We start from the raw sequence: 23,238 nt of genomic DNA, 5'->3' as shown, positions 1-23,238 counted from the left end.
ATAGGTCACGGGTGGAAGCATGGCGACATGTGGAGCTGAGTGATACTAATCGGTCGAGGCCTTGTTCTAGCAGATGCTTGTTGATGACTTCAGTTTTGAGGGCGCGAGCCTGATCGTCTGGTGACGATAGCCAAGTGGTCACACCCGTTCCCATGCCGAACACGGAAGTTAAGCACTTGAACGCCGAAAGTAGTTGGGGGCTTCCCCCTGTGAGGATAGGACGTTGCCAGGCAAACGGTGGTTCTGGAGCATACGCTCAAGGGCCGCCGCTTTTTTGTGTCTTTTTGTAGAAAGACATGTATCCATTTTAATGAAGGGACTGAACAGGGATATGGCGAAAAAAACGAAACTACGCGTAGCCGTCGAAGAGAACGAGACGATTGGTGCCTGTTTGGATCGTATCGATGCCATGGGATACCGCCCGACGGTCCGACGAGAAGAACCGATCTTTGGATTAGACGCTAATGGCGAACCGTATCCAATTCGTCAGCAAATCGTCTTCGATTGCAAAGTGAAAGAGAACGAATAACTGCCTAGAGCATCCTCCGAATCATGTGGAGGGTGCTTTTTTTAGTGCTTGATTCCATGTGATGCCTTTCAAGAAAATAAACTCCGAATGGACACTAGATGAAATCAGAAAAACTACTTTTAAAACCGAACGATAAATTTTCAGACAATTAAATTGTTCGCCTTTGGTTGACGCCTTGGGATGGACTTGTTAAGATGAAGTCGTGACAGGATGATTGAATATAAACACCTCGTATAATAGCAGGGATATGGCTTGCAAGTTTCTACCCAACGACCCTAAATCGTTGGACTATGGGGTATATGGATGTTCGTCGATATTTCTTTGGCGTACCTTTTTATACCCTAAGCCACCCTTTTAGCCGTGGTTTGGGCTTTTTTTATGCACAAAGGAGGAAACAGCGATGGGAAATGTAGAAGTCGGCGTCATCATGGGAAGTCAATCGGATTGGGAAACGATGAAACATACATGTGATGTGTTGGAGCAACTTGAGATTCCATACGAAAAGAAAGTCGTTTCCGCACACCGGACACCGGATCTAATGTTTCGTTATGCTGAATCAGCACGTGAACGAGGACTGAAGGTCATCATTGCCGGTGCAGGCGGTGCTGCTCATCTACCGGGCATGGTCGCTGCTAAAACGACATTACCCGTCATCGGTGTTCCTGTGAAGAGTAGAGCGCTCCAAGGAATTGATTCCTTGCTCTCGATCGTTCAAATGCCAGGTGGCGTACCGGTCGCAACGGTTGCCATCGGAGAAGCAGGCGCAAAAAACGGCGGATTGCTAGCTGCTCAAATTCTCTCGATTCAAGATGAACGACTTGCCCGCAAGCTCGATCATATGCGAGTCGAACTAGAAGGAGACGTCATTGCATCTGGAGGGAACCTGCTATGAAACGAATCGGGATATTAGGCGGCGGTCAACTTGGTCGAATGATGGCTCTGTCGGCCCGTGAGATGGGCTTTGAGATTTTGACACTCGACCCAACAGACAACGCACCATGTGCGCAAGTGGCGGATCAACATATCCAAGCTCCCTTCACGGATGTCGAGGCAGCCAAACAGCTCGCAGCTGAATCAGATGTCGTCACCTATGAATTTGAGAACATCTCAACGGAAGTCGCTGAAGCAATCGGGACGAAACTGATTCATGGAACGGATCTCCTTTTTCAAACGCAACATCGGGTACGGGAAAAAGAGATGATTGAACGCATTGGACACTCTGTCGCTCCGTACTATCCGGTGACGCATCCTTCTGACTTAGAGGGAGCAAAACAGCGACTCGGGTTACCGTTCGTCTTGAAGACAGCACGATTCGGCTATGACGGAAAAGGACAGACCGTCATCCGGACGGAAGAACAGTTCCAAGCGGCAATCGAACGATTCGAACCGACAGAGTATGTTGCGGAGCAGTGGTTACCGTTTGATCAGGAAATTTCCGTCATCGTCACTCGAAGCGCAACAGAAACACGTGTCTTCCCAGTCAGTGAGAACATTCACCAAGAGAACATTTTGCATCTATCGATTGTACCGGCACGCATTTCTGAATCGCTCGAACAAGAAGCAATTGCGCTCGCTGAATCGATCGCGGATGCCGTCGGGCTGATCGGTACACTGGCCATCGAGTTGTTTGTCGTTGGTTCTCGACTAATCGTCAATGAACTAGCACCCCGACCACACAATTCGGGTCACTATTCGATTGATGCTTGCGAAACATCCCAATTCGAGCAACATATCCGTGCCATCAGTGGTCTCCCACTCGGTGATACCCGTCTGACGACACCGGTCGTCATGGCGAACATCCTGGGTCAGCATGTCACAGCATTATACGAGGAACTACCGAGACTAAACGCTCGGACGAAAGTTCACTTATATGGAAAAGCAGAAGCCAAGACAGGACGCAAGATGGGCCATTTGAACATTCTTGCGGATACCGTCGACGATGCTTTGGCAGAAGTCGAACGCCTGTCGATATGGAAGGAGACAGTTCAATGATCGAACGGTATACACGTCCTGAGATGAAAGCGATCTGGACCGAACAAAACAAATTCGAGGCTTGGTTAAAAGTCGAGATCCTTGCGTGTGAAGCATGGAGTGAACTAGGGGTCATCCCGAAAGAGGACGTCCAGTTGCTTTGGGACAATGCCTCATTTGATGTCAACCGCATCCTTGAAATCGAGCAAGAGACACGTCATGATGTCATCGCTTTTACGCGCGCTGTCTCTGAAACACTTGGAGAAGAACGCAAGTGGGTCCATTACGGACTCACGTCAACGGACGTCGTCGATACAGCACTCTCGTATCTGTTGAAGCAAGCAAACGACATTCTTGCTGCAGATCTCGATCGGTTCATCGACATCTTAAAAGTCAAAGCGAACGAACATAAATATACGGTCATGATGGGACGCACACATGGCGTACATGCAGAACCGACGACGTTCGGTCTGAAACTAGCGCTTTGGTATGAAGAGATGAAACGAAACAAAGTCCGTTTCGAAGCAGCACGTGAGACGGTCGAATATGGCAAGATGTCAGGTGCCGTCGGAACATTCGCGAACATCGATCCGTTCATTGAAAAGTATGTCTGCGAAAAGTTAGGGACAAAGCCTGCTCCGGTCTCCACGCAAACGTTACAACGTGATCGTCATGCACACTACATGTCGACACTGGCTTTGATCGCGACATCGATCGAAAAGATGGCAACGGAAATCCGAGGTCTGCAAAAAACGGAAACACGTGAAGTCGAAGAATTCTTCGCTAAAGGTCAAAAAGGATCATCGGCGATGCCGCACAAGCGAAATCCGATCGGTTCAGAGAACATGACAGGTCTTGCTCGAGTCATCCGTGGACACATGGTGACGGCATACGAGAACGTCTCACTCTGGCACGAACGTGACATCTCGCATTCTTCGGCCGAACGCATCATTCTTCCGGATGCGACAGGACTACTCAACTATATGTTGAACCGTTTCGGAAACATCGTGAAGAACTTGACGGTATTCCCGGACAACATGAAGCGGAACATGGACCGGACGTTTGGTGTCATCTTCTCTGGACATGTCTTACTCGCTTTAATCGAAAAAGGCTGGTCGCGTGAAGCAGCGTATGATTTCGTTCAACCGCGTGCGATGCAGGCGTGGGAAGAACAAATCATGTTCCGTGACTTATTGTGGCAAGAACAGGACATTCAACAGCTTTTCACAGAAGAAGAGCTCGATGCGTGTTTCGATCCGACGTATCATACGAGTCGTGTCGATGAAATCTTTGAACGGTGTGGCTTGAACTAATCAACCTGAGACGGGGCACTTGCCCCGTCTACATCTTAGGATCATGGGGGACGAAAGCGATGCAACCACTTTATGAAGGAAAAGCAAAACGATTGTACACGACGCAGGAGCAGGATGTGCTCCGGATCGTCTATAAAGACGAGGCCACGGCATTCAACGGCGAGAAAAAAGAAGTCTTTGCTGGAAAAGGCGAATTGAACAACCGGTTGACGAGTCATTTCTTTGAAATCCTCGAACAAGCGGGCATTCCGACACATTTCATTGAACGTGTCTCGGAGCGCGAACAGCTCGTACGTCGTGTCACCATCATTCCACTCGAAGTCGTCGTCCGAAACGTCGTCGCGGGAAGCTTGAGTAAACGGCTCGGTATCGAAGAAGGTACGGTACTCGAAACACCAATCGTTGAGTTCTACTATAAAGATGATACGTTAGGCGATCCACTCGTCACCTCATCACACATCAATTTACTGAAGATTGCGACTTCTGAAGAGTTGAAACAGTTGTCGGACAAGGCACTTCGCGTGAATGAAGTCTTGCAACCTTACTTCCGTCAAAACGGAATCACGTTGATTGATTTTAAACTGGAATACGGAAAGATGGCAGACGGAACGATTCTACTAGCTGATGAGATTTCACCAGATACATGCCGTTTGTGGGATCAAGCAACTGGAGAACATCTCGATAAAGATGTCTTCCGCCGCAACATCGGTTCACTGACAGAGACCTACCAAACACTATTCAATCGCCTAGGAGGAAACACACAATGAAAAAAGTCATCGTATCGATCGCATTACGGGAAAGCATTTTAGATCCACAAGGAGTTGCTGTAAAAGGCGGATTGCAACAGCTTGGTTTTACGGGTGTCGAGAGTGTCCGAATCGGAAAACAGATTGAACTGCTCGTTGAAACGGAAACGACAGAAGCGATGATTCATGAGATGTGTCAAAAACTACTCGTCAACACGGTGATGGAAGATTACCAGATTACGATCGAAGAGGTGACGCCAGCATGAAGTTCGCGGTCATCGTCTTTCCGGGATCGAACTGTGATTTAGATATGTACCATGCGGTCAAGGATGCTCTCGGAGAAGAAGCTGAATACGTCTTCCATACCGAAACATCACTTGAAGGCTACGACGGCGTCCTGTTACCGGGCGGATTCTCCTACGGAGATTACCTTCGTTGCGGCGCGATCGCGCGCTTCTCACCGATCATGGAAGAAGTCAAACGTTTTGCGACAGAAGGGAAAACGGTCCTCGGGGTATGTAACGGATTCCAGATCCTTGTCGAAGCGGGACTCTTACCAGGTGTCTTGCACCGAAACAACGGCTTGAAGTTCATGTGCCGGACGGTTGAACTAAAGGTTGAGAATACAAAGACACGTTTTACATCGGATTACCTGCCAGGCGAGACGATCTCGATTCCGATCGCGCATGGTGAAGGAAACTACCACTGCGACGATGCGACTTACGCGATGCTGCAAACGAACGGACAAATCGCCTTCACATATGTCGACAATCCGAACGGCTCGCGCGGCGATATCGCCGGAATCACGAACAAAGCCGGCAACGTTCTTGGGATGATGCCACACCCGGAACGAGCGGTCGAACTCTTGACCGGCGGAACAGATGGACTAAAACTCTTTACTTCACTCGTCAAACAGGGGGCACACCATGCTAAAACAACAGTCTGAACCAACACCAGAATTGATTCAAGAGCAACGCGTCTATGCCACGATGGGCTTGAGTGATACAGAATACCAGATGGTCGTCGATTTACTCGGACGCCAACCGAACTATACGGAAACAGGATTGTTCTCAGTCATGTGGTCCGAGCATTGTTCATACAAGACATCTAAACCTGTCCTCCGTCAATTCCCGACGACTGGACCACGTGTCTTACAAGGACCAGGGGAAGGTGCAGGTGTCGTTGATATCGGCGATGAGCAGGCAGTCGTCTTTAAGATCGAAAGCCACAACCATCCATCCGCTGTTGAACCGTATCAAGGGGCTGCGACAGGCGTCGGCGGAATCATTCGTGACATCTTCTCGATGGGCGCACGACCGGTCGCACTCATGAACTCGCTCCGTTTCGGTCATCTCGGTACACCACGTGTCAATCAACTGTTCGAACAAGTCGTCGCCGGAATCGCCGGTTACGGCAACTGTGTCGGTATTCCAACGATCGGTGGCGAAATCGGATTTGATCGCTCGTATGAAGGCAATCCACTCGTCAACGCGATGTGTATCGGTTTAATCAACCATGCCGATATTCAAAAAGGTCAGGCAAAAGGTGTCGGCAACTCGGTCATGTACGTCGGTGCAGCTACTGGACGCGACGGGATCCATGGTGCGACGTTTGCCTCGGAGGATCTCGGAGAGGATACGGAAGCAAAACGTCCGGCTGTTCAAGTCGGCGATCCATTCATGGAGAAGCTATTGATTGAAGCGTGTCTTGAAATCGTCGGGCATCCGGCACTCGTCGGGATGCAGGACATGGGTGCTGCCGGACTGACATCGTCTTCAGCAGAGATGGCTTCAAAAGCCGGTATGGGCATCGAGATGCACCTCGATGACGTCCCGCAACGAGAGACAGGGATGACTGCCTACGAAATGATGCTCTCGGAATCACAAGAGCGGATGTTACTCGTCGTCAAGCGTGGTCGCGAAGCAGAGATCGAAGCAATCGTCAGCAAATGGGGACTCCATGCCGTTCACGTCGGAGAAGTCATTGAAGAGAAAGTCTTACGGTTGATTCATCATGGAGATATCGTCGCAGAAGTTCCGGTTGATGCGTTAGCAGAAGAAGCACCAGTCTACGAAAAACCATCCCGCGTTCCTGCGTATTATGAAGCATTCCAAGCGATGGAAGAGACGCTTCCAGTCGTCGAAGATGTCGTTGAGACATGGCGGGCGTTACTCCGTCAGCCGACGATCGCTTCAAAACGCTGGGTCTACGATCAGTACGATCATATGGTCCAGACATCGACCGTCGTCGCACCAGGATCAGACGCAGCCGTCATTCGTGTCCGCGGCACGAACAAAGCGCTCGCGATGACGACCGACTGTAACAGCCGTTTCGTCTACTTGGATCCATACGTCGGTGGACAGATTGCGGTAGCAGAAGCAGCACGTAATATCGTCGCGAGTGGGGCGACACCACTCGCCATCACGGATTGTCTGAACTTCGGAAATCCGGATAAACCAGAAGGCTTCTGGCAGTTGCAACAAGCAACAGCCGGTATGGCAGAAGCATGTCGTGTCCTTGAGACACCTGTCATCGGTGGAAACGTCTCACTCTACAACGAGTCAGCCGGTCAAGCGGTTCACCCGACACCGGTCGTCGGAATGGTTGGATTACACGAGCAAACCGAATGGATCACGACACAACACGTCAAACAAGCTGGTGACCAGATTTATCTATTAGGAGAAACAACAGCCGAGTTTGGCGGCAGTGAACTTCAATATATGCAATTCGGTAAATCATTCGGTCGCGCACCACAGATCGATTTAGCCGTCGAACACGCACGCTTACAATTGTTACAGCAGGCAGTACAAGCAGGTGAAGTCAATGCGATGCATGATGTATCAGAAGGTGGTCTTGCCATCGCTCTCGCTGAGATGACGTTTGGGACGAACCTCGGGTTGACGGTTCAGTTCGACGGACCGACCTTACACCTGTTCAGCGAATCGCAATCACGCTTCATCGTTACGGTGCCACAAGCGCACGTCACAGCATTCGAACAACGGACTGGTGCTCAAGCGATCGGTGTCGTTACGAACGATGAGCTTCTCGTCATCGAAACGGCAGAGACACGGATCGAAGCAGACCGTTCGACCTTACAGGGAGACTGGGAAGGAGCAATCGCGTGTTATATGACATCAAAGGACTAAATGAGGAGTGTGGCGTCTTCGGGATCTTCGGACAACCGAATGCGGCGCAACTTGCTTATTACGGCTTGCATAGCTTGCAACACCGGGGACAAGAAGGGGCAGGCATCGTCACGAGTGACGGTGACGACCTCTTCCCACATCGCGGGCAAGGACTCGTAACGGAAGTCTTTTCGGAAGAGACACTGACGAATCTGAAAGGACATCATGCAATCGGACATGTCCGGTATTCGACAGCAGGAGGAAACACGCTTGAGAACACTCAACCGCTGCATTTCAAATCGCGGACGGGAGATCTCGCCCTCGCACATAACGGAAACCTCGTCAACGCGGATTCACTGAAGCACCTGTTAGAAGCAGAGGGTGCCATCTTTCAGACGACGAGTGATACGGAAGTCGTCGCCCATCTCGTCAAACGCAGTAAGCTCGACACACTCGAAGACCGGATTGCCGACAGTCTCGCGCGTCTCGTTGGGGCGTTCGCCTTCCTTTTCTTAACGGAAGACACGTTATTCGTAGCAGTTGATCCACACGGACTGCGTCCACTGTCACTTGGGAAGACACCAGACGGCGGCATCGTATTCGCGTCAGAGACATGTGCCTTTGATATCGTCGGCGCGGAGTTCATTCGTGATATCGAGCCAGGGGAGCTCGTAACGATCACAGAACACGGCATGTCGTCTCGTCAATACATGGAACCACGTGAACGAGCAATGTGTTCGATGGAATACATCTACTTCTCGCGCCCAGATTCAATCATTGATGGCGTCAACGTCCATACGGCTCGCAAAGCACTCGGGAAAAAGATGTATGAAGAAGCACCGGTCGAAGCAGATGTCGTTACCGGGGTGCCGGATTCAAGTATCTCGGCAGCGATCGGCTACGCGGAAGCGAGCGGTATTCCATATGAAATGGGATTGATCAAGAACCGGTATGTCGGACGGACGTTCATCCAGCCGTCACAGGAGTTACGGGAACGTGGGGTCAAAATGAAGTTGTCCGCGCTACGCGGCGTCGTGCAAGGAAAGCGTGTCATCATGGTCGATGATTCGATCGTCCGGGGAACGACGAGTCGACGCATCGTCGGTTTGTTACGGGAAGCGGGTGCGACGGAAGTCCACGTCCGCATCACGGCACCACCGATTACGAATCCATGTTATTACGGGATTGATACATCGTCAAAAGACGAGTTAATCTCTGCTCGGTTGATGCCGGAAGAAATCCGTCAGGAAATCGGTGCGGATTCACTTGAATTCTTAACTGTACCGGGCATGGTCGATGCGATCGATCGCCCGTTCGATGGACCGTTAAAAGGACAATGTACTGCTTGCTTCACAGGAGAGTATCCGACACCGCTCGGTTCGCTCGAGTTAGAAGCTAAACTTTGATAGATGGGGGAAGAACATGAGCAAACATTACGAAGCAGCAGGTGTGAGTCTGACAGCAGGATATGAGTCAGTCACCCGAATGAAAAAACACGTCGCCCGTTCGATGCGCAAAGAAGTATTGACGGGACTCGGTAGCTTTGGTGCGATGTTCGACCTCAGCCAATTGCAGTTGAAAGAACCGGTCCTTGTCAGTGGGACAGACGGTGTCGGTACGAAGCTCAAGCTCGCTTTCGCACTGGAACAACACGATACGATTGGGATCGACTGTGTCGCGATGTGTGTGAACGATATCATCGTCCAAGGCGCGGAACCACTTTATTTCCTTGACTACATCGCGCTCGGTCAGGCAATTCCGGCGAAGATCGAACGGATCGTCGCAGGTGTCGCAGAAGGTTGCGTCCAGGCGGGATGTACGTTAATCGGCGGCGAGACAGCGGAAATGCCAGGGATGTATGCGGACGGCGAATATGATATCGCCGGGTTCGCCGTCGGTGCCGTCGAGAAACAAAAATTGATCACAGGTGATAAGGTCGCAACAGGAGATGTCATTCTCGGTCTCGCTTCGTCTGGCGTCCATTCAAATGGGTTCTCACTCGTCCGTAAAATCGTCGCCGACAGTGGTCTCCGATACGAAGATGAAGTCATGATGCTCGGTCATACGCTCGGAAATGCGCTCCTCATGCCAACACGTATCTATGTCGAAGCGGTCAAAGCAGCCCTTGAGACGGAAAAGATCCAAGCGATGGTTCATATTACGGGTGGGGGATTCTACGAGAACGTACCACGCGTCTTGCCAGAAGGTCTCGGTGCATCGTTCGACCCGAAAAAGTGGCCGACGTTACCAGTCTTCGACTGGCTCGAGCAAGCGGGTGACCTTCCACGACATGACATGTATAATGTCTTCAACATGGGGATTGGTTTCATGTTGATCGTCAAACCAGAAGATGTCGCGGAAGTAACAGCACGCCTCGCTCGTGAAAATGAGACGGCGTACGTGATTGGTCACGTGACCGATCAAGAAGGTGTTCGAATTCAAGGAGTCGACGCATGAAGATCGCCTGTTTTGCATCAGGAAGCGGTAGTAATGTCGAAGCACTTTTTGAAGCAATCGAGGCAGGAACGTTACATGCCTCGATTGAACTGATCGTCTGCGATCAACCGGACGCAGCAGTCATTGAACGGGCGAAACGACGCGGATGTGACGTCTTCGTCTTTCGGGCGAAGGACTATCCGGATAAACCGAGTTTTGAGCGGGAAATCATTGCCCGTCTTGAAGCAAAAGGCGTTGAACGGATCATTCTCGCCGGCTATATGCGATTGATTGGGGAAGAGTTGCTCGGACGATACGCAGGGCGGATCGTCAACATCCACCCGTCGCTACTGCCGGCCTTCCCGGGAAAAGATGCGATCGGACAAGCATTTCGTGGCGGAGTTAAAATCACAGGTGTTACAATTCATATAGTCGATGAAGGCATGGACACAGGACCGATCATGGCTCAAGAAGCCGTCCGGATTACAGAAGAGATGACGCGTGAAACATTGCAACAAGCGATTCAGCGTGTCGAACATAGACTGTATCCGCAAGTCATCGAAGAGTGGATGAAAGAGGAGGCAAACGTATGAGAGCGTTAATTAGTGTGTCGGATAAAACAGGAATCGTCGAATTAGGACGAGCGTTCCATGAAGCAGGGATCGAGCTCGTCTCGACAGGCGGAACACATCAAGCATTAGAGGAAGCTGGGCTTCCGGTCATTGGTATCAGTGAAGTCACACAATTCCCAGAAATGCTCGATGGGCGTGTCAAAACGCTCCATCCAATGGTTCATGGTGGATTACTCGGTCGTCGTGATCTTGAATCCCATCGTGAGCAGATGGCTGCGCAACAGATTCAACCGATTGATTTCGTCGTCGTCAATCTGTATCCGTTCAAGCAGACGGTCCTACAAGAAGACGTCGCCTATGCCGATGCGATCGAGAACATCGATATCGGTGGGCCAAGCATGTTGCGTTCAGCAGCGAAAAACCACGCGGCTGTCACGGTCGTCGTCGACCCAGCTGATTACGAAACGGTCGTTGCTGAGATTCGTGAAGGCGGTACGACGTTTGAGACACGTCAACGTCTTGCGGCGAAAGCCTTCCGGCATACAGCGGCGTACGATGCGTTGATTGCGGATTATTTCTTGACGCAAACAGGCGAGAAGTTCCCCGATCAGTTGACGATCACGCTTGAGAAAGTCCAAGACCTTCGATACGGAGAAAATCCACATCAAGAAGCAGCCTTTTATAAAACACCGATTTACCGTGGGGCTTCCCTCGCTTCAGCGAAACAGTTGCACGGTAAAGAGTTGTCGTATAACAACATCCAAGATGCCAACGCCGCACTCGAAATCCTTGATGAGTTCCGCGAAGCAGCAGCCGTCGTCGTCAAACACATGAACCCGTGTGGAGTTGCCGTCGGTCCAACGATTGGAGAGGCATTCCGCCGCGCACATGCAGCAGATCCAGTATCAATCTTCGGTGGCATCGTCGCCTTGAACCGTGAAGTTGACCTAGAGACAGCAGAACAATTAAGCGGCATCTTCCTTGAGATCATCATCGCACCATCCTTCACGGAAGAAGCATTCGCCTTGTTGTCAGCGAAAAAGAACATCCGTCTGCTTGAACTCGACGTCAAACGTGTCCAAGCGATCCGTTATACGGCAGTCGCTGGCGGCATGCTCGTCCAAGACAGTGACGATGAGACGCTCGATGATGCAGCCGCACGCGTCGTCACGGACCGCAAACCGACAGCAGCGGAATGGGAGGACTTGAAACTCGCATGGCGCGCCGTCAAACACGTCAAGTCGAATGCGATCGTTCTCGCGAAAGACGAAGTAACGGTCGGCGTTGGTGCAGGACAGATGAACCGTGTTGGTTCAGCGAACATCGCGATTACGCAAGCCGGAGAAAAAGCAATTGGCGCGTCCCTTGCTTCCGATGCCTTCTTCCCAATGGGCGATACGGTCGAAGCGGCAGCAGCAGCTGGCATTACGGCAATTATCCAACCAGGCGGCTCGATTCGCGACCAAGAGTCAATCGATGCGTGTAACAAACATGGCATTACGATGGTCTTTACGAACGTTCGACATTTCAAACACTAAGCGGAGGCGATTTGAATGAAGGTATTGGTGATTGGTAAAGGAGGGCGTGAACACGCGCTCGTCTGGAAGCTGGCACAGGATGAACGGATCGAGACAGTGTATGCTGCGCCTGGGAATGCCGGGATGACACAAGCCACATGTGTTCCGATCGCCGAAGATGCCATCGATGAACTCGTGACGTTCGCACAAGACGAACAGATCGATTGGACGATCGTCGGACCAGAAGGACCACTCGTTCTCGGAGTCGTTAACGCCTTTCAGGCAGCGGGACTGCAAATCTTCGGACCGACACGGGAAGCGGCGGCGATCGAAGGAAGTAAGCAGTTCGCGAAAGAATTGATGGCGCGTGCCGGTATTCCGACCGCTGCTCACGCTGTCTTTACTTCAGCAGCAGAAGCAGAAGCGTATGTTCGCGAAGCGGGTGCACCGATCGTCATCAAAGCCGACGGACTCGCTGCCGGAAAAGGAGTCACAGTCGCAGAAACTGTGGACCAAGCGCTTGCAGCAATCCACGATACGTTTGCCGGGGAATACGGTCAACAAAGCCGCGTCGTCATCGAAGAATGCCTGATCGGAGAAGAGTGTTCGTTGATGGCATTCGTTCACGAAGAGACGGTCATTCCAATGGTATTGTCGCAAGATCATAAACGGGCGTTTGACGGGGACTTAGGTCCGAACACAGGAGGAATGGGCGCGTATTCTCCGCTACCTCAGTGGGACGAAGCGGCGTTGACGACAGAAGCTGTTGATCGCATCATTCAGCCGCTCGTCGATCAGATGGCAAGCGAAGGGATTCCGTTCACCGGCTTCCTCTATGCCGGTCTGATGCTGACGAAACAAGGACCGTTCGTCATCGAGTTCAATGCTCGGTTCGGTGATCCGGAGACAGAAGTCATTCTCCCGCGCTTAGAGACGCCGTTGCTTGATGTCATCATGCCGCTGATGGACGGACAGACACCAGAAGTCGTTTGGACGGATCAAGCAGCTGTCGGTGTCGTCGTCGCAGCAGAAGGATATCCGGAAGCGCCAAAAACGGGACAAGTGATTCCACTTGACCAGATCGGGGATGATCTTCTCGTTTTTCATGCCGGAACGGCAGGACGAAACGATCAACTTGTCTCAGCTGGTGGACGTGTCCTCGTGTGTGTCAGCCGTGCCGAGACAATCGAGCAGGCTGTCGAACAGGTCTATGCAAACTTACCAGACGTGACGGATCAGCCATTCTTTTACCGAACTGATATCGCTCAAAAAGCCTTTCGTGCCTCGCATGAATCATGATATCTGAACCAGACGTGCTCGAAGGAGCCTCGTCTGGTTTTTTGTTTCTTGGCGAAGTGCACGAAAAGATTTGTCTTCCATGGCGAATTTGTGTTATTTTGACCAAATGAATCCGGAACGGGGCAAAACTTCTTGAAACTTACTTAGCAACATTTTAGTATAAGAACTATAAGAAAGCGTTTTCAATAAAACAAAGGAGGTCGAGCTTTCGTGAAAAAAAATTGTGGAAGATCCCCTTGGACGAAATCTGAAGTACGAACACACCAAGCGGTCATCAGCGGAAAGCTTGCACCGACACTTGTCATACAGAATGCCACTTACCTGAATCATGGCGTCAAAGCATGGCGGACGGCGAACATCTGGATTAGTGGCGACCGGATCGTCTATGTCGGTCCAGAGATGCCGGAACAAGCCGATGCGTACCATGATGCGACAGGTCAATATATCGTACCCGGTTACATTGAACCCCATGCCCATCCGTTCCAACTTTACAATCCAGCGAGTCTTGCAAAATTCGCAGCAGAGCGGGGAACATCGACGCTCGTCAACGACAATATGTTGTTATTATTAGAGCCGACGGAGCAAGCGTTTGCTCAAGTTGAGGCGCTAGCAGACTTACCAACCTCGATGTACTGGTGGGCACGACTCGACGCACAAACCGAGCTTGATGCCGACAGTATCTCGATCGATAATCGCCGGATTCAAGCGTGGCTCAAGCATCCACAAGTCATCCAAGCAGGTGAGTTGACGGGATGGCCACGTCTCTCGCAAGGGGACGATGAATTGCTCCATTGGATGCAGGATGCGATCAAACTCGGAAAACCGATCGAAGGTCATTTCCCTGGTGCTTCAGCGAAGACGCTGACGAAGATGGCGCTGTATGGCGTGACGAGCGATCACGAAGCGATGACGGTCGAAGAAGCGATGACACGTCTTGAACTTGGCTATACGACGACAATTCGTTATTCATCGATTCGTCCAGATCTACCGGATATCTTTAAAGGTCTCGTCGAAGCAGGGTTGACGCAGTTCGATAAGGTGCTAGTGACGACAGATGGTTCAACGCCGTCCTTTTATAAGGCAGGCATGATGGATGAGACGATCCGATTGATGCTCGAAGCAGGCATCCCGGTCGAAGAAGCGTACCGGATCGCGTCGTACAATGCAGCGCGTCATTTTAATCTCGATCATCTACTCGGGAGTATCGCACCAGGACGAATCGCGCATCTCAATTTCCTTGAGGCAAAAGATGCACCGACACCTGTCGCCGTACTTGCGCGCGGCACATGGGTCCGTCAAGCCGACATCCCCTGTTACCCGGCAGAAGCGCTTGATGCTGTCTATGCGCTCATGCCACGCTCGGAAGTCCAGGTTTCCTTAACGGAACAGGATTTTTCGTTTAGCATGCCGGTTGGTCTTGAGATGGTCAATTCCGTCATCATGAAGCTCTATCAAGTCGAACACGATACAAGTGTGCCTGTGCTACCGACAGGATGTGATGAATCCTTCCTGATGTTACTCGACCGGGAAGGGAAGTGGCGACTGAATACCGTTCTGAAAAACTTTGCGACACAAGTCGGTGGTCTCGTCAGTTCGTACTCGATTAGCGGTGATATCTTGATGATCGGTAAATCGAAACGAGACATGCAAGTCGCGTTTGATCGAATGAAAGCGTTCGGCGGCGGAATCGTTCTCGTCGAGGACGGAGAAGTCATCGCTGAAGTTCCGTTGACCTTGATGGGGCAGACGTCCGACTTGCCACTCGAAGATTTGATTGTTCAGGAAACCGCTCTACGGGAAGCCTTGTTCGAACGCGGTTATGCGTTTGAAGATCCTGTCTATACGTTGCTATTCCTAGCATCAACTCACTTGCCATATGTGCGGATCACGCCACAGGGAATATACGAAGTCCTTCGGAAAAAAGTCCTTTTCCCAGCGATTTTGCGATGATGCTTGAATTTTAAAACGTCGCGCTTTAAACTATTAAAGAGCAATTGAATGGGAAAGGGAGTCACAAGATGCAACTCGATAAATTGCGTGGAAAAGAATTGGATCAGTTATTTACAGCCATCATGAAGATGGATTCATTAGAAGATTGTTATACGTTGTTCGAAGACTTAGCGACCGTCAACGAAATCCAGGCGCTCGCCCAACGTCTTGAAGTCGCACGTCAATTACGTGAAGGCAATACGTATCACAAAATCGAAAAGGCGACCGGTGCTTCAACAGCAACGATCTCGCGTGTCAAACGTTGCTTGAACTACGGTTCGGGCGGTTATGATCTGGCGCTTGCCCGCCTAGGTCTTATCGAGCAAGAAGTAGCGGATAACTAATGTTATCCGCTACTTCTATGAAGGGGGGCGTGTCATATTGGATTTTGCGTTACAACATAAAATTCAACATTTCATTCGAAGGCTGACGCCCATCCAGTCGCTCGTCATCATCTACTTCGTTGCGGTCATCATCGGGATCATCCTACTCGGTCTGCCGTGGTCGACCAAGGGAGACTACAACTGGGATTTCACGGACCTCGTCTTCATGGCGGTTAGTTGTGTCAGTGTCACGGGTTTGACGACGGTCTCGGTCTCAGAAACCTTCACGACGTTCGGCTACTTCATGATCATGATTTTAGTGCAAGTCAGCGGAATTGGTTTGATGTCGCTTCATATCGCGATGTGGGTCATTCTCGGAAAACGAATCGGCTTTCGGGAACGCCAACTCGTCGTCCGAGATCAGAACCAGACGACGATGCAAGGGGTCGTCAAATACATTCGCGAAGTCATCTTGATCATTGTCTCGATTGAATTGATTGGGGCATTGATTCTCGGGCTGTACTATACGAAATATTTTCCGACACTCGGTGAAGCGATGCTCCAAGGACTGTTTGGATCGGTCAGTGCGACGACGAATGCCGGTTTTGATATCACGGGTGAATCGTTACTACCGTTTCGCGGTGATTTGTTCGTCGTCTTCATGCAAATTTTGTTGCTGACGCTCGGCGCAATCGGGTTTCCGGTACTCGTTGAAGTCCGGCGCTACATCTCGTACCGGGCGACACGCCAAGCGACACGTCAACCGTATCACTTTTCACTATTTACGAAATTGACGGCGTCAACGTTCTTCATTCTCGTCCTATTCGGAACGGTAGCATTGCTGCTATTTGAATGGAACCAATCCTTTAAAGGTTTACCGATCGATGAGAAGCTCGTCGACGCCTTGTTCCAATCCGTCACGACCCGAAACGGGGGATTGACGACGGTCGACATCACGTCCTTCTCGCAGGCATCGATTTTCGTCTTGTCGCTCTTAATGTTCATCGGAGCGTCACCGTCTTCCGTTGGTGGGGGGATTCGAACGACGACGTTCGCCGTCGCCGTCTTGAGTGTCATCGCCTTCATCCGAGGCGAATACGGGATCAAAATCTTCGGTCGTGAGATTGGTCAGTCAGACATCTGGAAAGCCTTCGTCGTCATCGTCGTCTCGACTGGTGTGACGATGGTCGGATTGATCGTTTTATTGCTTGTCGAAGATGCCCCGTTCCTCGTGCTGTTTTTTGAAGCCTGTTCAGCGTTCGGAACGACCGGTCTATCGCTCGGCATCACGGATCAATTATCGGATATCGGAAAATGGACGTTGTCCGTGTTGATGTTCATCGGTCGAATCGGTGTCATCTCGTTCGTTCTTCTCCTGAAAGCGAACCAACCGAAACGTAACTACAACTATCCGAAGGAATCCGTCATCATCGGATAAGGAGGCTCTTTTATGAAACGTGCCTTTTGGATCAACTTCGCCTATATCTTTGCTGTTCCTGTCTTACCGTTTTTGGCGCTCGTCAACGGCCGAGCACTCTGTTCACCGGATTCGCCGTTACTGGACGTTCCGGTACTCGGCTTCTTTTTGGCAGAACCGTGGGCGTTCGTGCCGGTATATGCCGTCTTTGCGTTGTTACTCGCATCGTTATTGACGAAACGACGGACACACGTCTAACCATCTCGCCCTGCGCGAGATGGTTTTTTGTTTTATACTGAATGTGGAATGAGAAAGAGAGGATGGGACGAACCGTGTTATTACCTTTTAATGAATGGCGACATGTCTTTAAACTAGATCCAGCAAAACCAATTGATGATGCTAGCCTGCAGGCGATTGCGACGTCCGGAACGGATGCGATTCTTGTCGGTGGAACAGATGACATCACACTCGATGCGACGCTTGATCTCTTGATGCGTTTGCGCCGGTATCCAGTCGCAGTGGCACTCGAGATTTCTGAACTCGAAGCCGCAACAATGGGATTTGATACGTATCTGACACCGACGGTCCTGAATGCGGGTACATTAGAGTACGTCGTCGAAAAACAAGTCGAGGCGTTAGAACAAGTCGGTCATATGCTGGCGCATGCTGATCTTGTCGGGGAAGGGTATATCGTCCTGAATCCTGACGCGAAGGTCGCGCATGTGACACAAGCAAAACCGCTAACATTAGATGAGACCGTCGCTTATGCGCAGTTAGCGGATAGCGTATTCCGTCTACCGGTCGTGTATCTCGAATACAGCGGCGTTTACGGGGAACCGGAACGAGTCGCAGCCGTTCGCGATGTCTTGAAGCAGGCACGCCTGTTTTACGGTGGAGGAATCGACTCCGAAGAGCGAGCGCGTGAGATGCTACAGTATGCGGATACGATCGTCGTCGGGAACGTCATTTATGAGGATTTAAAAGCAGCGCTTGCGACCGTCGCAGCGACACGATAAAATATAGGAACAAAAGTTCGGAATATAAGAAATGAGGCTATTGATATGTTTAATTTGAGTGAACAGCTCGTCAGTGGACTAAACCCTGAGCAAGCAAGAGCAGTCAAGCATACGGAAGGTCCACTGCTGATCATGGCAGGAGCCGGTTCCGGGAAGACACGCGTCCTGACACATCGGGTCGCTTATTTGATGGCGGCTAAACAAGTCGCACCGTGGAACATCCTCGCGATTACGTTCACGAACAAGGCGGCGCGAGAAATGCGAGACCGGATCGGTCGTTTGGTCGGTGGTGTCGCGAACGATATTTGGGTCTCGACCTTCCACTCGATGTGCGTCCGGATGTTACGTCGCGACATCGATCAGCTTGGATACGATCGTAACTTCACGATTCTTGATTCAAGTGATCAGCAGTCGGCGATCAAGCTCGTCTTAAAGGAACAAAACTTGGACCCGAAAAAATGGGATCCACGTTCGATGCTGACGATCATCTCGTCACAGAAAAATGAATTACGCAGTGCTGAATTCTACGCCTCGATCGTGACGAGCCCGTATGAAAAGACAGTTGCTGAAATCTATAAAGGATATGAAGCGGTCTTACGCCGGAACAACGCGCTCGACTTTGATGATTTGATCGGAAAAACGACGGAATTGTTCAAGAAGAGTCCGGATGTCCTTGCTTACTATCAGAAGAAATTCCGCTACATTCATGTCGATGAGTATCAAGATACGAACAAAGCCCAGTATGATCTCGTCAACCTGTTAGCATCGGGACATCAGAATCTCTGTGTCGTTGGAGACTCGGATCAGTCGATCTATCGCTGGCGTGGTGCTGACATCGCGAACATCCTCTCGTTCGAAGAGGACTATCCGAATGCAGCTGTCATCTTACTCGAGCAAAACTACCGTTCTTCCAAACGAATCTTGGAAGCAGCCAACCATGTCATCCAAAACAACTCGACACGCAAAGATAAGAAACTTTGGACGGATAATGATGAAGGCGAGAAGCTCGTCGTTCATACGGCAGAGAATGAGCGGGAAGAAGCCTTTTATATCGTCCAGGAGATTCGGAACTCGCTTCGTTACGGGATGAAACTGAGCGATATTGCGATTCTGTACCGGACGAATGCGCAATCGCGTGCGATCGAGGAAACGCTTCTTAAGTCGAACGTTCCGTACAAAATGATCGGCGGCACGAAGTTCTACGATCGTAAAGAGATCAAGGACGTGCTTGCTTATCTCCGATTGATTTCGAATCCAGATGAAGACCTGTCATTCGCGCGGATCGTCAACGAACCAAAACGCGGGATTGGTGCGACGACGATTGATAAGCTGCGTGATTTCGCCGACTTACAAGGTGTGTCATTGATGGAAGCGATTCGCGATATCGAATTGTCGAGTATCGCACCAAAGACGGCAGCGAAGCTGACGGATTTCCGGACGATGATTCTCGGACTCAGCCAAATGCAAGAATTCATCAGCCTTTCGGAACTAGTCGAAGAAGTGCTCGAGAAATCAGGCTACCGCCAAGTACTGAAGGAAGATAAGACACTTGAAGCGCAGAGTCGTCTCGAGAACATCAACGAGTTCATCACCGTTGCACAAAACTTTGAGAAGGAGACGGCGAAAGCCGATCCAGAAGACCGGACGATCATCGCCTTCTTGACTGATTTGACACTCGTCGCCGATGTTGATTCACTCGACGAGACGGATCCGGAAGAACAAGTCACGTTGATGACGCTTCACTCGGCAAAAGGACTCGAGTTCCCTGTCGTCTTCTTGATTGGGATGGAGGAAGGATTGTTCCCACATAGCCGCTCGCTTCAAGATGAAGACGAGATGGAAGAAGAACGTCGCCTCGCGTATGTCGGGATCACACGTGCTGAGAAACGCCTTTACTTGTCACATGCGCGGATGCGCTCCCTTTATGGACGGACGAACGCGAACCAAGAATCACGGTTCCTAGCAGAGCTGCCGGAAGTCGTCATCGAGCGGACTGGTAAAAAAGCGAAGCCACTCCCATGGGAAGACCGTCCTGTCCCGCAAGGCAAGGCCGTCATCGGTCGCTCGATCAGTAAACCGACAGCAATGAAGACGTCAGGTGCGGAAACGCTAGGTTGGTCGGTCGGAGATAAGGCAGAGCACGGGAAATGGGGACTCGGTACAGTCGTCCAGACTCGTGGTGAAGGGGATAATCTTGAAATCGATATCGCATTCCCAGCAGTCGGAATCAAACGATTGCTCGCGAAATTCGCACCGATTAAAAAGGTATGACGGGAGGTCCACAGATGGACGCAAGCCAGCGTATAGATGAGATTCGTCAAACATTGAACCGATACAGCTACGAATACTACGTACTGGATCAACCAACGGTACCGGATGCGACGTACGATCAATTACTTCGTGAACTGACGGAGTTAGAAACAGAGCATCCAGAACTGATTACACCGGATTCGCCGACGCAACGCGTCGGCGCGGCACCGCTCGAAGCGTTCGAGAAGGTGACGCATGATTTACCGATGCTGTCGCTCGGAAACGTCTTTGATGAGACGGAAATTCGCGAATGGGTTGCTCGGATTGAGCGGTCGCTCGGACGTTCGACGACGTATGTCGCCGAACTGAAATTCGATGGACTTGCGATTTCGCTGAAATACGAAGACGGTCGATTCGTTCGTGGGGCGACGCGTGGCGATGGAACAGTCGGTGAGAACATCACGCAGAACCTACGGACGATCAAAGCGTTACCGCTGCGTTTGCAGGCAGAAGAGACGGTCGAGGTCCGCGGTGAGGCTTACATGCCGAAACAATCGTTCGAACGCTTGAATGAAGACCGGGCAAGCCGGGAAGAGACATTGTTCGCGAATCCGCGTAATGCGGCCGCAGGTAGTCTGCGTCAGCTGGATTCGTCGATTACAGCGTCGCGCAATCTGTCGTTGTTCGTGTATGGCGTCGGCGTCAATACGTTGACGGCCCGTTCACATAGCGAAGCGATGGCCCAACTCGCTTCACTCGGGTTACCGACCAATCAACATATGCAGACGTGTGAGACGGTGGAAGAGATTCTTGCCTATATCGCGCACTGGACGGAAGCACGCGCGAGCCTGCCATATGAGATTGACGGAATCGTCTTGAAAGTCGATCGATACGATGATCAGGAGGAGCTCGGCTTCACAGCAAAAAGTCCCCGCTTCGCAACAGCCTATAAGTTTGCAGCGGAAGAAGTCATGACGACGGTAGAAGACGTTGATTTCAGTGTCGGTCGGACCGGGAAAGTCACACCTCGCGCCCGTTTTGCACCAGTCGTCGTCGCAGGATCGACGGTGACGTATGCGACACTACACAACGCTGACTTCATCGCTGAAAAAGATATCCGCCTTCAGGACTCGGTCATCATTAAAAAAGCAGGCGATGTCATCCCGGCAGTCGTACAAGTCGTCAAGGCAGAACGGACAGGAGAAGAGACACCGATCGTCTTCCCAACGCATTGTCCGGCCTGTCAATCGGAACTTGTCCGTCTCGAAGGTGAAGTCGACATCCGCTGTGTCAGTCCGGAATGTCCAGCGCAATTGATGGAAGGTATCATTCACTTCGTTTCGCGTCAGGCGATGAACATCGATGGTCTCGGTGAAAAAGTCGTCCGTCAATTGTATGATCATGAAGCAATCCGGACGATTGCCGATTTATATCGACTCGATCGTGAGGAATTATTGACGTTTGATCGAATGGGTGAGACGTCCGTTGATAAATTACTTGCGGCGATCGAAGCTTCGAAACAGAACTCGGTCGAGCGTCTCTTGTTTGGTCTCGGAATCCGTCTCGTCGGTCAAAAAGCAGCATATCTTTTAGCGGAACGTTTTGATTCGTTAGCAGGGATTGCGGCTGCAAGCTACGATGAGATTGTCGCAATCGATGGCATCGGTGGGAAAATCGCAGATTCAATCGTGAAGTACTTCGAACATCCGGAAGCACAGGCATTGATTCGTGATTTGGAACAACTCGGCGTTAATCAACGTTTCCTTGGGGAACGGGTCGATCAGACGAATGCACCGCTCGGCGGCAAAACGATCGTCTTGACGGGGACGCTCGAGAGCTTAAAACGGTCAGAGGCCGGTAAACGACTCGAAGCACTCGGAGCCGATGTGACAGGAAGTGTCAGTAAAAAGACGGACGTACTCGTCGCAGGGGAAAAGGCAGGCTCTAAACTGACGAAAGCGGAATCGCTTGGTATCGAAATTTGGGATGAAGCACGTCTGTTAGAAGAATTAGCTAAACACGAAGCGTGAGAAGAATGAATGAGAACAATCAAATAAAAAGGAAGGCGGAATTCCGCCTTCCTTTTTTCGTGTTCATCCTTGTCACGAAGCAATCGTCTCGCTCCGAATCAAAGTACCTTGTTTGATGAGACGATTCGTTGCCGTTTCTGGTGGATCACAGGTGATTAATGTGATGGTTGGGGAAGCGACAGATTGATCGAGGACGGACAATGTCGTCGGTGTGACAAGACGACTGGATGTGATGCGGTACGTATACCGATGTGTTTTTGTCGTGACGACGACGGTATCGCCTTTTTTGACGTCAGGCAGGCGATTGAAATGAAGCCCTTCCGTGAAACTTCGGTGTCCGGCGAGCGCATAATTGCCTTTTCCGGGTGATCCGGTTTCTGGAATATGACCGATACTACGGTCTAAGACCGCTGTCGTCGAGCCTTCTAAGATGACTTGCTCGAAATCTATGCTTGGAATCGATAGCAGTCCAACACCTGATTTTGCGAGCGGTTGTTTCGTCTCTTTTGCATCGACGGTCTTTAGACTTTTTGTCCATTGTTCTTTTAAATTGGCTGCCTCTTGTTCACGCTGATAGTCACTGATGAAGGGCCAAGCGATCAGAGCGATGCCTGCGAGTAAAAAAAGCAGACCGATGAATTTACGACGTGTCATGAGAAAAAGTCCTTTCGGATACGCTAAGGCGCATCATCTTTTTTAAAAATC

General features: G+C 50.8%; 21 protein-coding genes, 1 rRNA gene and 1 riboswitch. Of the genes, 21 read left to right on the top strand and 1 reads right to left on the bottom strand.

The features are described from left to right. The first annotated feature begins 116 nt into the window (after nt 1-116). From rrf to ligA, 21 genes are all read left to right on the top strand, one after another. Nucleotides 117-232, top strand: a 5S ribosomal RNA gene (gene rrf / locus NOM72_RS15405). Between the two features lie 99 nt (nt 233-331). Beyond that, nucleotides 332-529: an NETI motif-containing protein gene (locus NOM72_RS15400; protein ID WP_023467064.1), complete on the top strand. Its 198-nt coding sequence runs from the start codon at nt 332-334 to the stop codon at nt 527-529. A 209-nt stretch (nt 530-738) separates the two neighbouring features. Continuing rightward, nucleotides 739-840, top strand: a riboswitch (purine riboswitch). 89 nt (nt 841-929) lie between these two features. After that, entirely contained in the window at nt 930-1,421 is a 492-nt protein-coding gene (purE, locus tag NOM72_RS15395; RefSeq protein ID WP_023467065.1) for a 5-(carboxyamino)imidazole ribonucleotide mutase, read from the top strand. Further along, complete coding sequence (gene purK / locus NOM72_RS15390) at nt 1,418-2,521, top strand: 5-(carboxyamino)imidazole ribonucleotide synthase (RefSeq protein WP_255999445.1); 1,104 nt, start codon at nt 1,418-1,420, stop codon at nt 2,519-2,521. The genes purE and purK overlap by 4 nt, the downstream gene beginning before the upstream one ends. After that, on the top strand, nt 2,518-3,813 hold the full coding sequence (purB, locus tag NOM72_RS15385; protein ID WP_035398969.1) for an adenylosuccinate lyase: 1,296 nt from the start codon (nt 2,518-2,520) through the stop codon (nt 3,811-3,813). Before purK ends, purB begins: the two co-directional genes overlap by 4 nt. A gap of 59 nt (nt 3,814-3,872) precedes the next feature. Continuing rightward, nucleotides 3,873-4,580, top strand: coding sequence for a phosphoribosylaminoimidazolesuccinocarboxamide synthase (gene purC, locus NOM72_RS15380; protein ID WP_023467068.1), 708 nt, complete (start codon nt 3,873-3,875; stop codon nt 4,578-4,580). Next, entirely contained in the window at nt 4,577-4,825 is a 249-nt protein-coding gene (purS, locus tag NOM72_RS15375; RefSeq protein WP_023467069.1) for a phosphoribosylformylglycinamidine synthase subunit PurS, read from the top strand. The genes purC and purS overlap by 4 nt, the downstream gene beginning before the upstream one ends. Then, complete coding sequence (purQ, locus tag NOM72_RS15370; RefSeq protein ID WP_255999444.1) at nt 4,822-5,505, top strand: phosphoribosylformylglycinamidine synthase subunit PurQ; 684 nt, start codon at nt 4,822-4,824, stop codon at nt 5,503-5,505. The genes purS and purQ overlap by 4 nt, the downstream gene beginning before the upstream one ends. Then, nucleotides 5,486-7,705, top strand: a complete 2,220-nt coding sequence (gene purL / locus NOM72_RS15365) for a phosphoribosylformylglycinamidine synthase subunit PurL (protein WP_035398968.1) — start codon at nt 5,486-5,488, stop codon at nt 7,703-7,705. Before purQ ends, purL begins: the two co-directional genes overlap by 20 nt. Beyond that, complete coding sequence (gene purF / locus NOM72_RS15360; RefSeq protein WP_133208497.1) at nt 7,681-9,090, top strand: amidophosphoribosyltransferase; 1,410 nt, start codon at nt 7,681-7,683, stop codon at nt 9,088-9,090. The genes purL and purF overlap by 25 nt, the downstream gene beginning before the upstream one ends. A gap of 16 nt (nt 9,091-9,106) precedes the next feature. Then, entirely contained in the window at nt 9,107-10,141 is a 1,035-nt protein-coding gene (gene purM / locus NOM72_RS15355; protein ID WP_255999443.1) for a phosphoribosylformylglycinamidine cyclo-ligase, read from the top strand. Further along, nucleotides 10,138-10,713, top strand: coding sequence for a phosphoribosylglycinamide formyltransferase (gene purN / locus NOM72_RS15350; protein ID WP_023467073.1), 576 nt, complete (start codon nt 10,138-10,140; stop codon nt 10,711-10,713). The genes purM and purN overlap by 4 nt, the downstream gene beginning before the upstream one ends. After that, nucleotides 10,710-12,230: a bifunctional phosphoribosylaminoimidazolecarboxamide formyltransferase/IMP cyclohydrolase gene (purH, locus tag NOM72_RS15345; protein WP_035398962.1), complete on the top strand. Its 1,521-nt coding sequence runs from the start codon at nt 10,710-10,712 to the stop codon at nt 12,228-12,230. Before purN ends, purH begins: the two co-directional genes overlap by 4 nt. Before the next feature lie 15 nt (nt 12,231-12,245). After that, nucleotides 12,246-13,508 carry a phosphoribosylamine--glycine ligase gene (gene purD / locus NOM72_RS15340; protein WP_255999442.1) on the top strand — a complete coding sequence of 421 codons (1,263 nt, stop codon included), beginning with the start codon at nt 12,246-12,248 and terminating at the stop codon, nt 13,506-13,508. A gap of 210 nt (nt 13,509-13,718) precedes the next feature. Beyond that, nucleotides 13,719-15,458, top strand: a complete 1,740-nt coding sequence (locus NOM72_RS15335; protein ID WP_023467077.1) for an adenine deaminase C-terminal domain-containing protein — start codon at nt 13,719-13,721, stop codon at nt 15,456-15,458. Nucleotides 15,459-15,526: 68 nt separating this feature from the next. Continuing rightward, nucleotides 15,527-15,841, top strand: a complete 315-nt coding sequence (locus tag NOM72_RS15330; RefSeq protein ID WP_023467078.1) for a YerC/YecD family TrpR-related protein — start codon at nt 15,527-15,529, stop codon at nt 15,839-15,841. A 37-nt stretch (nt 15,842-15,878) separates the two neighbouring features. Beyond that, entirely contained in the window at nt 15,879-17,258 is a 1,380-nt protein-coding gene (locus tag NOM72_RS15325) for a TrkH family potassium uptake protein (RefSeq protein ID WP_050678989.1), read from the top strand. Nucleotides 17,259-17,270: 12 nt separating this feature from the next. Further along, nucleotides 17,271-17,495, top strand: a complete 225-nt coding sequence (locus NOM72_RS15320) for a hypothetical protein (RefSeq protein ID WP_035398958.1) — start codon at nt 17,271-17,273, stop codon at nt 17,493-17,495. A 74-nt stretch (nt 17,496-17,569) separates the two neighbouring features. Then, a complete protein-coding gene (pcrB, locus tag NOM72_RS15315) occupies nt 17,570-18,253 on the top strand; it encodes a heptaprenylglyceryl phosphate synthase (protein ID WP_035398956.1) in 684 nt (227 codons plus the stop codon). Between the two features lie 45 nt (nt 18,254-18,298). Then, nucleotides 18,299-20,524 (top strand): DNA helicase PcrA, encoded by a 2,226-nt coding sequence (pcrA, locus tag NOM72_RS15310; protein WP_050678990.1) that lies wholly within the window; start codon nt 18,299-18,301, stop codon nt 20,522-20,524. A gap of 14 nt (nt 20,525-20,538) precedes the next feature. Continuing rightward, entirely contained in the window at nt 20,539-22,533 is a 1,995-nt protein-coding gene (ligA, locus tag NOM72_RS15305; protein ID WP_255999439.1) for an NAD-dependent DNA ligase LigA, read from the top strand. A 72-nt stretch (nt 22,534-22,605) separates the two neighbouring features. On the opposite strand, the gene NOM72_RS15300 is transcribed toward ligA, so the two are convergent. After that, nucleotides 22,606-23,187: a class D sortase gene (locus NOM72_RS15300; RefSeq protein ID WP_023467085.1), complete on the bottom strand. Its 582-nt coding sequence runs from the start codon at nt 23,185-23,187 to the stop codon at nt 22,606-22,608. Nucleotides 23,188-23,238 lie beyond the last annotated feature (51 nt).

Source organism: Exiguobacterium sp. LL15 (assembly GCF_024436095.1).
Taxonomy (GTDB): Bacteria; Bacillota; Bacilli; order Exiguobacteriales; family Exiguobacteriaceae; genus Exiguobacterium_A; species Exiguobacterium_A indicum.
Note: the sequence above shows the minus strand (reverse complement) of the source record. Positions and strands in the feature narration are given on the sequence as shown.

Excerpts from the sequence above, each read along its gene's own strand:
- purS (WP_023467069.1), top strand. The coding sequence starts at position 4,577 with ATGAAAAAAGTCATCGTATCGATCGCATTACGGGAAAGCATTTTAGAT.
- purH (WP_035398962.1), top strand. The coding sequence starts at position 10,710 with ATGAGAGCGTTAATTAGTGTGTCGGATAAAACAGGAATCGTCGAATTA.
- NOM72_RS15300 (WP_023467085.1), bottom strand. The coding sequence starts at position 23,187 with ATGACACGTCGTAAATTCATCGGTCTGCTTTTTTTACTCGCAGGCATC.
- purL (WP_035398968.1), top strand. The coding sequence starts at position 5,486 with ATGCTAAAACAACAGTCTGAACCAACACCAGAATTGATTCAAGAGCAA.
- NOM72_RS15400 (WP_023467064.1), top strand. The coding sequence starts at position 332 with ATGGCGAAAAAAACGAAACTACGCGTAGCCGTCGAAGAGAACGAGACG.
- NOM72_RS15320 (WP_035398958.1), top strand. The coding sequence starts at position 17,271 with ATGAAACGTGCCTTTTGGATCAACTTCGCCTATATCTTTGCTGTTCCT.
- purD (WP_255999442.1), top strand. The coding sequence starts at position 12,246 with ATGAAGGTATTGGTGATTGGTAAAGGAGGGCGTGAACACGCGCTCGTC.
- ligA (WP_255999439.1), top strand. The coding sequence starts at position 20,539 with ATGGACGCAAGCCAGCGTATAGATGAGATTCGTCAAACATTGAACCGA.
- purK (WP_255999445.1), top strand. The coding sequence starts at position 1,418 with ATGAAACGAATCGGGATATTAGGCGGCGGTCAACTTGGTCGAATGATG.
- purE (WP_023467065.1), top strand. The coding sequence starts at position 930 with ATGGGAAATGTAGAAGTCGGCGTCATCATGGGAAGTCAATCGGATTGG.
- pcrA (WP_050678990.1), top strand. The coding sequence starts at position 18,299 with ATGTTTAATTTGAGTGAACAGCTCGTCAGTGGACTAAACCCTGAGCAA.
- purB (WP_035398969.1), top strand. The coding sequence starts at position 2,518 with ATGATCGAACGGTATACACGTCCTGAGATGAAAGCGATCTGGACCGAA.
- NOM72_RS15330 (WP_023467078.1), top strand. The coding sequence starts at position 15,527 with ATGCAACTCGATAAATTGCGTGGAAAAGAATTGGATCAGTTATTTACA.
- purC (WP_023467068.1), top strand. The coding sequence starts at position 3,873 with ATGCAACCACTTTATGAAGGAAAAGCAAAACGATTGTACACGACGCAG.
- purQ (WP_255999444.1), top strand. The coding sequence starts at position 4,822 with ATGAAGTTCGCGGTCATCGTCTTTCCGGGATCGAACTGTGATTTAGAT.
- purN (WP_023467073.1), top strand. The coding sequence starts at position 10,138 with ATGAAGATCGCCTGTTTTGCATCAGGAAGCGGTAGTAATGTCGAAGCA.
- purM (WP_255999443.1), top strand. The coding sequence starts at position 9,107 with ATGAGCAAACATTACGAAGCAGCAGGTGTGAGTCTGACAGCAGGATAT.